The following is an 11671-nucleotide window of genomic DNA, read 5'->3' as shown; positions in this document are numbered from 1 at the left end:
GTGCGCGGCGGCGCGCCGGGTGGCGGCGGCGCAGCACACGCGGCTGGTGCGCTGCTCGATGACCGGGGCGGTCGCCGACGTCTCGGCCGAGGCCGGCAGCCGGCCGTTCACCTCGCGGGTACGGGCGCGAGCGGGGCCTGCCGGGCCCCTGCGGCCCCGTGTGGGCCGAGCCGTCGCGGCCCGGTACCGGGCGGGCGCCCTGCCCGCGCTGCACCCGCTACGCCCCCTGTGGCGCCCCTCGCAGCAGTTCTCCCAGCAGCCGGATGGCGCCCCGTTTGTGGAGCGGGTCGTTGCCGTTGCCGCACTTGGGGGACTGGATGCACGACGGGCAGCCGGCGTCGCATTCGCAGGAGGCGATGGCGGTGCGGGTGGCGGCGAGCCAGTCGGCGGCCGTGTGGAAGGCGCGTTCGGCGAATCCGGCGCCGCCCGGGTGGCCGTCGTAGACGAAGACGGTCGGCAGAAGGGTGTCCGGGTGGAGGGGGACGGAGACGCCGCCGATGTCCCAGCGGTCGCAGGTGGCGAAGAGCGGCAGCATGCCGATGGAGGCGTGCTCCGCGGCGTGCAGGGCGCCGCCCAGCTGCTCGGGATTGACACGCGCGGCGTCGAGCTGGTCCTCGGTGACCGTCCACCACACCGCGCGGGTGCGCAGCGTACGGGGCGGCAGATCCAATTTGGTCTCGCCCAGGACCTCGCCGGTGATCAGTTTGCGGCGCAGGAAGGAGACGACCTGATTGGTGACCTCGACGGAGCCGAAGCACAGCCGGGCGTCGCCCCACGGAATCTCGGTGTCCGTTTCGAGGATGGAGATGGCGGTGGTGTCTCGGGCGGTCGTGGAATACGGGGGGCTCGCCTCCTCGACGAGGGCGACATCGTCGTCCAGGTCGAGCCGTTGGACGATGTAGGTACGGCCCTGATGGAGATGGACCGCCCCGTCGTGGACGGTGGTGTGCGCGGCGGCGGCGTCCACGGTGCCCAGCAGCCGCCCCGTGCCGGCCTCCACGATCTGCACCGGCGAGCCGCCCTGGCCGCGGATATCGGTGAGGTCGGCGGCCCGCTCGCGGCGCGTCCAGTGCCAGGCGGTGGCGCGCCGCCGCAGCAGGTTCGCGGCCTCCAGCTGCGGCAGCAGACCGGCCGTCGCGGGCCCGAAGAGCGGGAAGTCGGCTTCGGTGAGCGGAAGTTCGGAGGCGGCCGCGCACAGATGCGGGGCGAGCACGTAGGGGTTGTCGGGGTCGAGGACGGTGGACTCGACGGGCTGGTCGAAGAGCGCCTCGGGGTGGTGGACGAGATAGGTGTCCAGCGGGTCGTCGCGGGCCACGAGCACGGCGAGCGCGCCCTGCCCGGAGCGGCCCGCCCGCCCGGCCTGCTGCCACAGGGACGCGCGGGTCCCCGGATAGCCGGCGATGACCACGGCATCCAGACCGGAGACGTCCACGCCCAGTTCGAGCGCGGTGGTGGCGGCCAGGCCGAGCAGATCACCGCGGTGCAGGGCGCGTTCCAGCGCGCGGCGCTCCTCGGGCAGATAGCCCCCGCGATACGCGGCGACCCGCCCCGGCAGCGAGCGGTCCACCTCCGCGAGCCGCTCCTGCGCGATCAGGGCGATCAGCTCGGCGCCGCGCCGGGAGCGCACGAAGGCGACGGTGCGTACGCCCTGGACCGCGAGGTCGGTGAGCAGATCGGCGGTCTCGGCCGTGGCGGTACGGCGGACCGGGGCGCCCTGCTCGCCGTGCAGTTCGGTCAGCGGCGGCTCCCACAGTGCGAAGACCAACTCGCCGCGCGGCGAGGCGTCCTCGGTGATTTCCACCACGGGCAGACCGGTGAGCCGGGTCGCGGCCTGCGCCGGCTCCGCGGCCGTGGCGGAGGCGAGCAGAAAGACCGGCTCGGAGCCGTAGCGGGCGCAGATACGGCGCAGCCGGCGGACGACCTGCGCGACATGGGAGCCGAAGACGCCGCGGTAACTGTGGCACTCGTCGATCACGACATAGCGCAGCGCGCGCAGAAAGGAGGACCAGCGGGGGTGGGACGGCAGGATGCCCTGGTGCAGCATGTCGGGGTTGGTCAGCACATAGTTGCCGTACTGGCGGACCCATTCGCGCTCCTCGACGGGGGTGTCACCGTCGTAGACCGCGGGCCGGACGGCGGTGCCCAGCGGGGCGGCCAGCTCGCGTACGGCGCGCCGCTGATCGGCCGCCAGTGCCTTCGTAGGGGCCAGGTACAGGGCCGTGGCCCCCCGGCCGTTCGGGGCCTCGGAGCCGTCCAGGAGCGTGGAGAGGACCGGTGCGAGATATGCCAGGGACTTGCCCGAGGCGGTGCCGGTGGCGACGACGACCGATTCGCCCCGCAGTGCGTGTTCGGATGTCCGTGCCTGGTGGGTCCAGGGACGATCGATTCCGGCCGAACGGATGGCATCGATCACTTCCGGCCGGATCCGTGCCGGCCAGTCGGCATGGCTGCCGATGCGCGGGGGCAAGTGCTCCGTATGAGTGATGCGCGCAGCGCGGGTCGCGCCCCGGGCGAGACGTTCGAGAATCATGCCTGGGGAAGGGCGCGCGCCCGCATCCGGCGGAAGTCGATTGGAGGCCATCGGCACCGAGTGTGTCACCGGAGTGACGGACAATGCTCAAAGGGCGTCGTGCACGCCTACCGGTAAGTGATTGAATGCCATCGCGGCTGCCAGATCCGCCCCTACCTTCGGTGGGGAGGCCCCAGGGGGGCGACCGCTCGATAGCAAGGTGCTGGAGGATCCGTGGACCTGTCCCTGTCGACCCGGACCGTTGGCGACCGTACGGTCGTCGAGGTCGGTGGCGAGATTGATGTATACACCGCGCCCAAGCTGCGGGAGCAGCTGGTCGAGCTTGTGAACGACGGAAGCTACCACCTCGTGGTGGACATGGAACGTGTCGACTTCCTGGACTCCACTGGGCTCGGCGTGCTGGTCGGCGGGCTCAAGCGGGTGCGTGCCCATGAGGGCTCGCTGCGCCTGGTCTGCAACCAGGAGCGCATTCTCAAGATCTTCCGTATCACCGGACTGACCAAGGTGTTCCCGATTCACACCTCGGTCGAGGAAGCCGTCGCAGCAACCGACTGACGGCTTGCCGGTCCCCCGCGCCACCAGGCGCGGGGGGAGGAAGTAGTGGGGGGTTCCGGACGCACTGTCCGGCCCCCTGCGTCGCACGCCCGCATATCGAGGGGGATGGCATGGCCACCGTCGAACTTCGCTTCAGCGCCCTTCCCGAGCATGTCCGCACCGCGCGTCTGGTCGCGGCTGCCGTGGCCCGGCGTGCCGGGGTGGACGAGGCCGTGCTGGACGAGGTGCGGCTGGCCGTCGGTGAGGCCTGCAGCCGGGCCGTAGGGCTGCACGAGAGCCACGACATCACATCACCGGTGCGGGTTCTGCTGATCGAGGACGAGAAGAAGTTCTCGATCGAGGTGGGCGACGGGGTGTCCGACCACTCGGGTACGTCCGGCGCACACGGCGGGGCCGAGGGCACCGCGGAGAGCGACGCCGAGGGCGAGGACGAGATGGGCCTCGCGGTCATCAGCGGGCTGGTCGACGACGTCGAGGTGACCACCGGCGAGGACGGCGGGCTGATCCGCATGAGCTGGCCCACGGCGACCGCAGCGACGCTGCCGTAGCGCGCCGGTGGAGCGCCGGGCGACGGCGCGCCGGTCTTCGTCCGTAGTTGTTCGGAGACGAATCGTTTCGCCTGCCTTGTCGCAGCCTGGTCGGCCACCATCCGGTCGACGGCAACCCGGTCGGCCCAGTGCTGATCATGTTTGTGCGGGCCATCGCGAGCGTCGCCCTGCTCGTCCCGAGTGATCAGAGCGACCGCGGCGGTGAAGCGAGCGGCCGCGCGGCCCCGGAGCACCGTGGACGGCCCGGATACGGGTTCATTCCGTATGTCCCCGACGCGCGCCCTCGTCCCAGCCCATGCGTTGCGATCCGGACTCGATCTGACGGCCCATCATCGTGCCTGGGGGAGCGCCCCGCGGGCCGTGGGTCACCCGTACGGCCCCGTCCGGGCGGCTCAATTCTCTCCGGCGTCACCCACGCCACAATCGGACCGGGATTCCGGGCGGCGTCCTTGAGCAGCGGCGATCACTGTGCGATCGGTTGACGATCAGTACGACAGAGAGATCATCGGGCGGCGGTCAGCGAATTAGCCGCATTCCTTCGTCCGGGCGAATTCCGTGCACCGTCGGCCTATTGATCTTCGCCGCTACCGGCGAATTCCCTTTGACGCGTACTGTTTTGATCAACCGCGGCTCCCTACAATCCGTCCACATCTTGCTCAGGACGCCTGAGCGTGCTTCCGCGCGCCCATGTGCCAAACGTCAAGGAGGACGAATGGCGGGGCCTTACACCCCTCAGTTGCTTGACACCCCCTCTTTTCTGGCCGGGCCGGCACTTACGGCGGGCAACCGCGGCATCGTGCTGGCCATTGCCGTGGTCGCCCTGGCGGCACTGGCTGTCGCGGCGGTGCTGGTCCGCCAAGTGCTCGCGGCCGGTGAGGGAACCGACAGTATGAAGAAGATCGCGGCGGCCGTGCAGGAAGGCGCAAATGCCTACCTGGCACGGCAGTTGCGAACCCTCGGCGTATTCGCCGTCGTGGTGTTCTTCCTGCTCATGCTGCTGCCCGCGGAAAATTGGACGCAGCGTGCCGGACGCAGCGCCTTCTTCTTGATCGGCGCCGGATTCTCGGCGGCCACCGGCTATATCGGCATGTGGCTCGCGGTACGCAGCAATGTGCGTGTGGCGGCGGCCGCCCGGGAAGCCACTCCGGCCGAGGGCGATACCCGGGAAAAGGATCTTACGGCCGTCTCTCACAAGGCGATGAAGATCGCATTCCGTACCGGTGGCGTGGTCGGCATGTTCACCGTGGGGCTCGGCCTGCTCGGCGCGTCCTGCGTGGTGCTCGTGTACGCCGTCGACGCGCCCAAGGTGCTGGAGGGCTTCGGCCTCGGCGCCGCGCTGATCGCGATGTTCATGAGGGTCGGCGGCGGCATCTTCACCAAGGCCGCGGACGTCGGCGCCGACCTCGTCGGCAAGGTCGAGCAGGGCATCCCCGAGGACGACCCGCGCAACGCCGCGACCATCGCCGACAACGTGGGCGACAACGTCGGCGACTGCGCCGGTATGGCGGCCGACCTCTTCGAGTCGTACGCGGTGACCCTGGTTGCCGCGCTCATCCTGGGCATGGCGGCCTTCGGTGACGCCGGGCTCGCCTTCCCGCTGCTGGTCCCGGCCATCGGCGTGCTCACCGCGATGGTCGGCATCTTCGTCGTGGCGCCCCGGCGCAGCGACCGCAGCGGCATGACGGCCATCAACCGCGGCTTCTTCATCTCCGCCGGCATCTCGCTGGTCCTGGTGGCCGCCGCGGTGTTCACCTACCTGCCCTCCCGCTACAAGGACCTGGACGGTGTCACCGACCCGGACATCATCGGGCGGAGCGGCGACCCGCGGATGCTGGCGCTGGTGGCGGTCGCCATCGGCATCGTGCTCGCCGCGCTGATCCAGCAGCTGACCGGCTACTTCACCGAGACCAACCGACGGCCCGTGCGGGACATCGGGAAGACCTCGCTGACCGGCCCGGCCACCGTCATCCTCTCCGGTATCTCGCTCGGTCTGGAGTCGGCCGTCTACTCGGCGGTACTGATCGGCCTGGCCGTCTACGGGGCGTTCCTGCTGGGCGGTGCCTCCATCATGCTGGCGCTGTTCGCGGTGGCGCTGGCCGGTACCGGCCTGCTGACCACGGTCGGCGTGATCGTGGCGATGGACACCTTCGGCCCGGTCTCCGACAACGCGCAGGGCATCGCCGAGATGTCCGGCGATGTCACCGGTGACGGCGCGCAGGTGCTGACCGACCTGGACGCGGTCGGCAACACGACCAAGGCCATCACCAAGGGCATCGCCATCGCGACGGCCGTACTGGCCGCGTCCGCGCTCTTCGGCTCTTACCGGGACGCGATCGCCACCGCCGTACGGGAGATCGGCAGCGCCGCGAGCGGGATGGGCCTCAGCCTGGACATCTCGCAGCCGAACAACCTGGTCGGGCTGGTCCTCGGCGCCTCGGTCGTCTTCCTGTTCTCCGGGCTGGCGATCAACGCGGTGTCGCGGTCGGCGGGCGCGGTGGTCTTCGAGGTGCGCCGCCAGTTCCGCGAGCACCCCGGGATCATGGACTACACCGAGAAGCCCGAGTACGGGCGGGTCGTCGACATCTGCACCAAGGACGCGCTGCGCGAGCTGGCCACCCCCGGTCTGCTGGCGGTGCTCACCCCGATCGCGGTCGGCTTCTCGCTCGGTGTCGGCGCGCTCGGCTCGTTCCTGGCGGGTGCGATCGGCACCGGCACGCTGATGGCGGTCTTCCTCGCCAACTCCGGTGGCGCATGGGACAACGCCAAGAAGCTTGTCGAGGACGGCCATTACGGCGGCAAGGGCAGCGAGGCGCATGCCGCGACGGTCATCGGTGACACCGTCGGTGACCCGTTCAAGGACACCGCGGGCCCGGCGATCAACCCGCTGCTCAAGGTCATGAACCTGGTGGCGCTGCTGATCGCACCCGCTGTGGTGAAGTTCTCGTACGGCGAGGACAAGAGCAGCGGTGTGCGGCTCGTGGTCGCGGTGCTGGCGATCGCCGTCATCATCGGTGCGGTGTACGTCTCCAAGCGGCGCGGAATCGCCATGGGTGACGAAGACAACTCCGAAGACCCGGAAAGCATCGCCAAGAAGGCCGAGACGGCGGTGGCGTCCTAGCCGGAAAGGATCCCCGGAAAGGCTCGCGGACCGCTCAACTGGGCGGGTGGACGGCGTATTTTGCAGGCGCCGGCCACCCGCCTTCCGTGTGCTCGGGTGGCCCTGCGGTCCTTGGTGCAAATGGCTGCAATGAGGGGCGGCCGGGATGCCCGACCCATGGGCCAGGCCCTTTGGACGTGTATGTTCCGGGGCCGAGAGCCATGGAAGGGACCAATCCGGTGAACAAGAAGCTTGTGGCTGCACTGTCCGGCGGTGCCGCACTGGTGCTCGCGCTGACCGGCTGCAGCGACGACAGCGGCAAGAAGCTCAACAACTGGGCGAAGACTTTCTGCGACCCTGCGCAGGCGCAGTTCAAGCAGATCCAGGACGCCAACGCCGCCATGCAGACGGCCGACAGCGGCAACACGGACTCCAAGAAGGTCCAGCAGACCGACTCGGCGGCCTTCCAGAAGATTTCCCAGGCCTACGCCTCGCTGGCCAAGTCCCTGGAAAAGGCCGGGCCTCCGCCCACCGACGAGGGCCAGAAGGCCCAGCAGAACGCCGTCAAGGAGCTCAACTCGCTCTCCAAGGGCTACGCGGACCTCCAGAAGCAGGTCAACAACCTGGACACCTCGGACAAGCTCAAGTTCGCGGACGGGCTGCGCGATCTGTCCAACGGCATCAACAAGCTCAACAAGCAGAGCGAGCAAGCCTTCAAGAACCTGGAGGCCGGCGACGTCGGCACCGCGATGGCCAAACAGAAGGGCTGTCAGAACCAGAGCGCCAGCGGTTCCCCGGCTCCCACGCCGTCCAAGAAGTCGTAGCGGACACGAACCGGCGGCGGCCCGGCGACGCGCCCGAGACGGGCGTGGCGCCGGGCCGTCGCCGATTGTCAGTGGCAGGGCCGACAATGGTGGGCGTGAGTACGCACCTCCCCACCGCAGATGCCCAGGACCCCGAGAGCACCGCCCGCACCGCCCGGCTGCGTGAGGCGCTGCAGACCGCCGCCTTCACCGCCGACGGGCTGCTGGACCTGCTCGGCGCGCCGGCCTATGCCGCACTGGCGCGCAGCGAGACCGTCCCCGCACTGCGGGCGACGCGCGGCGACAGCCCGCTGGAGACCCTGGTGCGGCTGTTCCTGTTGCAGCGTCCGGTGGAGCTGCGGCGGGCGCAGGCGGCGCTGCCGGTCGAGGACTGCCTCGCCGACGGCTGGCTGGTGCAGGACGGCGACGAACTGCGCGCCAGTGTGGACGTCCGCCCGTACGGCGGCCCCGAGGGGCAGGACTGGTGGATCGTCTCCGACCTGGGCTGCGCGGTCGGCGGCGCCGGCGGCATCCGGGGCGCCGGTGAGGCCGAGCGCGCGCAGCTGGTGCTCGGCGTCGGCGGTGCGTCCACGACCCTCGCCGGGATCACGGTGCGCAGGCCCGTCGCCAAGGCGCTCGACCTGGGTACGGGCTCCGGCATCCAGGCGCTGCACGCCGCCCAGCACGCCACCCGCGTCACGGCCACCGACCTCAACCCCCGGGCACTGCGGATCGCCGCGCTGACGCTGGCGCTCTCCGGGGCGCCGGCCGCGGATCTGCGGGACGGCTCGCTGTTCGAGCCGGTCGGGGCGGGGGGCCCGCCGGCGAAGCAGGGGGCGGAGACGCACGACCTGATCGTGTCCAACCCGCCGTTCGTGATCTCGCCCGGCGCCCGGCTCACGTACCGGGACGGCGGGATGGGCGGCGACGACCTGTGCCGGACGCTCGTCCAGCAGTCCGCCACGTACCTCAACGACGGCGGATACTGCCAGCTGCTGGCCAATTGGCAGCATGTGGAGGGCGAGGAGTGGCGCGACCGGCTGCGCTCCTGGGTGCCGCGGGGCTGCGACGCCTGGATCGTGCAGCGCGAGGTGCAGGACATCACCCAGTACGCCGAGCTGTGGCTGCGCGATGCCGGCGACCATCGCGCCGGTGACGAGACGTACGCCGCGCGGTACGACTCCTGGCTCGACGAATTCGAGGCGCGCAAGACCAAGGCCGTCGGTTTTGGCTGGATCACGCTGCGCAAGTCCGGGTCCGACACTCCGTCGATCACGGTCGAGGAATGGCCGCACCCGGTCGAACAGCCGCTGGGGGAGTCGGTCGTACGGCACTTCGACCGCCAGGACTATCTGCGGGCCACGGACGACGCGGCGCTGCTGGCCGGCCACTTCCGGCTCGCCGACGAGGTGGTGCAGGAGCAGGTCGGGCTGCCCGGGGCGGAGGACCCCGAGCATGTGGTGCTGCGTCAGAACCGCGGGATGCGGCGGGCTACGAAGGTCGACACGGTCGGTGCGGGCTTCGCCGGTGTGTGTGACGGCTCGCTGCCCGCCGGGCGGATTCTGGACGCCATCGCCCAACTCGTCGGCGAGGATCCGGTCCTGCTGCGGGACCGTACGCCGGCCTCGATCCGGACGCTGATCGAGCAGGGGTTCCTGGAGCCGGTGGCCGCGGGGGACTGACGGGGGCAAGGGGGGAGGGAACCGTACGGGACAGGGGCCGCGGGGGAGGGATCCGTACGGGACAAGCGGAAGTCGTTCATCCGGCGTTCGCCGGGAGGCCGCCCTGGAGTGCCACGCTGCCCGCATGGAGAGTGGACCCGAGGCGTTCGCCGGTACGGCGTTCGCGCTGTTCGGCGCCGGACTGCTGGTGTGGACGGGCGTATGCGTGCGGACCGGCATGCCGGTCGCCGACGGCGTCAGCCGGCCGGTCGCCGCCGTCGCGGCGCTGCTGGCCGGAGCGCTGTTCCTGACCACGGGGTGCTGGTTGCTGGCCGGATTGTAGCCGCGGCCGACGGGCAGCCGGGAGCTGTTTCTCAACTGCTTTTGCGGGGCGCTACGTTCACTTCCGGCCAGTTCTGTCGCAGTTGGCCGGTGGAGGGCGGTACGAGGGAACTTTCGCGGCCTGTCAGCCCATGTTCCTCAGTGAAGGTCACCAACAGGCCACAGACCGTCAGTGAGGACTCTCCATGAACCGTGCACTTCGCTTCGCCGCCGTCGGCGTCGTCGCCGTCTCCCTGCTCGCCGGAGGCTCGGCCGCCGCATTCGCCGCACCGAAGGACCTCCACTCGCCCGCGCCGATCGTGGCCACCGCACCGGCCGCGGCGACGCTGACGGCCAAGGCCAGCGCCACTACGGTCAACGCCTGGCAGGAGTTCCGGATCTCCGGCGTCGCCAAGGGCATCACTGCGGGCACCAAGGTCACCGTCCAGCAGAAGCAGGGCGTCAAGTGGGTCTCGCTGCCCGCCCAGTCGCCGGTCAACGCAAGCGGTTCGTACTCGGTGCGGGTCAAGCTGGGCCTCAAGGGCGTCAACCAGCTCCGTATCGGCGCCGGCAGCACGGTCTCGCCGGTGGTCACCGTCACCGTCCGCTGACGCGGGGCGGTCCGCGCCACGGCCGGACCGCCAGGGCGCGCCCCGGGGCGTGTCGTGTCGGGCCCGGTGGCCCTGCAAGACGCGCCCTAACCCACGAGGTTGCGCCCGACCATCCACACCGCGGCAATGCCCAGCACCACGGCATTGCCGCGGGCCGTCAGCCCTGGCCGGTAGGCGCGTCCGCGGAGGCCCGCGACCAGCCAGCGTGCGAGGAAGTACGCCGCGGCCGGGATGCCCAGGGTGAGCAGCACGGCGTTGTCGTGGAAGGCCGTCACCACGTCGCCGTGCATCAGGTCGTAGGCCATCCGGGTTCCGCCGCACACCGGGCACAGCAGCCCGGTGGCCCATTTGAACGGGCAGGGGATCAGCAGCTGCCCGGGCCGGTGCGGATCGGTGTGCCAGAGGTAGACGGCGGCCGCCGCACCGATGCCGAGCGCGATCGACGCTCGGCGGACGGTGCGGGTCCGGATCGACGCCCCGGTGGGCCCGGCAGGTTCGAGCGGGCTCACACGCTCAGCGACCTGGCGTAGTTGACCTGGTTGAGCACGAACATCACCTGCTCGCGCGACTGCACCGGGACCATCGTGGAGTGGTGCCGGCCCCCGCTGTTGACCGTGACCTGCACGAACCCGGTCGTCACCCGCTCCTTCATCAGCAGGAAGAGCAGACCGAGCAGACAGAAGAGGAAGAAGACGATGGCGAGCACGACCGCATGCGCCGGCATCTTCTCCTCCGTCCGCGACATGTCGGTCGCCGTCCACACCGCGCCCTTGAGCGGCATCGGCCCGGCCGGCGTCATGATCGTGTCGCCGCTCACCGCTATATCGCCGAGCGACAGCGACATTCCGCCGATCTGCGGCCCGGCCTGGAATCCGCCGGGCGCCGGCGGCACCGGTGCGCTCGGGGGCGCGCTCGGCGGGAAACCGGGCGGGGGAGGCTGCGAACCGGCCTGCGGATAGCCGTATCCGGGGTCCCCGGGGCGGCCGCCCTGCGGGTATCCGTAACCGGCGTCGGCGGGCTGACCGCCCGGCGGCGTGGCGTACGGATTGTGGCCCGGCTGTTCCGGCTGTTCCGGTGGCGGTCCGGGGTACTGGTTCGCCATGGGTGATCTTCCCCCCGATAGTGCGTGATGACGGCAGTACTCGGCTCGAGCGGCGAGCCGTGCCGTCTCCATCCTGCCAGCCCGCTTACGTGCTGTATCAAGGCGATGACAGCATCCGGGGCCGCCTTGTGACAGTCGCCTGGCCCTTGGACGGCGCCGCGGGTGACCCGCGCGACCTGCGTACCGTCGGGTTTCCGTCACTGTGTGAGATCGCCGACGGCGCGGGGACCGCGTCGCACGGGGGGTGGCCGGGCAGGATGCCGGGGAGCGTCGCGGACCCGCCATGATCGACAAACCTGTCCCAGGGCCCGTGATGATGCGGCTGATGTGGTCCGGGCGGCATGAAGGCATGTAGTCGGGTTACCGTTCGAGTGGCGTTGCGGGGTTTTTCCGTTTGACACGGGGGCGGGAGGTACCGTCACACTCCGCAGCGTCAAGCGTCA

10 protein-coding genes are annotated in these 11671 nt (G+C 70.5%); 7 read left to right on the top strand and 3 right to left on the bottom strand.

All coding sequences use genetic code 11. From position 1 onward, the window contains the following. Positions 1-217: 217 nt before the first annotated feature. Positions 218-2581: a DEAD/DEAH box helicase gene (locus DY245_RS26350; RefSeq protein ID WP_244943272.1), complete on the bottom strand. Its 2364-nt coding sequence runs from the start codon at positions 2579-2581 to the stop codon at positions 218-220. Positions 2582-2743: 162 nt separating this feature from the next. On the opposite strand from DY245_RS26350, the gene bldG reads away from it, so the two are divergent. From bldG to DY245_RS26315, 7 genes are all read left to right on the top strand, one after another. Continuing rightward, on the top strand, positions 2744-3085 hold the full coding sequence (bldG, locus tag DY245_RS26345) for an anti-sigma factor antagonist BldG (RefSeq protein WP_030412609.1): 342 nt from the start codon (positions 2744-2746) through the stop codon (positions 3083-3085). A gap of 110 nt (positions 3086-3195) precedes the next feature. Next, positions 3196-3633, top strand: coding sequence for an ATP-binding protein (locus DY245_RS26340; protein ID WP_128509704.1), 438 nt, complete (start codon positions 3196-3198; stop codon positions 3631-3633). A 712-nt stretch (positions 3634-4345) separates the two neighbouring features. Beyond that, on the top strand, positions 4346-6751 hold the full coding sequence (locus tag DY245_RS26335; protein WP_128509703.1) for a sodium-translocating pyrophosphatase: 2406 nt from the start codon (positions 4346-4348) through the stop codon (positions 6749-6751). A 218-nt stretch (positions 6752-6969) separates the two neighbouring features. Beyond that, complete coding sequence (locus tag DY245_RS26330) at positions 6970-7554, top strand: small secreted protein (RefSeq protein ID WP_128509702.1); 585 nt, start codon at positions 6970-6972, stop codon at positions 7552-7554. A gap of 95 nt (positions 7555-7649) precedes the next feature. Beyond that, positions 7650-9215, top strand: a complete 1566-nt coding sequence (locus DY245_RS26325; RefSeq protein ID WP_128509701.1) for a DUF7059 domain-containing protein — start codon at positions 7650-7652, stop codon at positions 9213-9215. A gap of 124 nt (positions 9216-9339) precedes the next feature. Next, positions 9340-9537: a hypothetical protein gene (locus DY245_RS26320; protein WP_128509700.1), complete on the top strand. Its 198-nt coding sequence runs from the start codon at positions 9340-9342 to the stop codon at positions 9535-9537. A gap of 184 nt (positions 9538-9721) precedes the next feature. After that, entirely contained in the window at positions 9722-10126 is a 405-nt protein-coding gene (locus tag DY245_RS26315) for a hypothetical protein (protein WP_128509699.1), read from the top strand. 86 nt (positions 10127-10212) lie between these two features. Here DY245_RS26315 and DY245_RS26310 read toward each other — a convergent pair whose 3' ends face one another. Together DY245_RS26310 and DY245_RS26305 are read right to left on the bottom strand one after the other, a co-directional pair. Continuing rightward, positions 10213-10635 (bottom strand): DUF2752 domain-containing protein, encoded by a 423-nt coding sequence (locus DY245_RS26310; RefSeq protein ID WP_128509698.1) that lies wholly within the window; start codon positions 10633-10635, stop codon positions 10213-10215. Continuing rightward, a complete protein-coding gene (locus DY245_RS26305) occupies positions 10632-11228 on the bottom strand; it encodes a hypothetical protein (protein WP_128509697.1) in 597 nt (198 codons plus the stop codon). The genes DY245_RS26310 and DY245_RS26305 overlap by 4 nt, the downstream gene beginning before the upstream one ends. Between the last annotated feature and the right edge of the window lie 443 nt (positions 11229-11671).

The organism is Streptomyces inhibens (assembly GCF_003389455.1).
GTDB classification, from domain to species: Bacteria; Actinomycetota; Actinomycetes; order Streptomycetales; family Streptomycetaceae; genus Streptomyces; species Streptomyces inhibens.
This window is presented reverse-complemented; position numbering and strand designations above follow the sequence as displayed.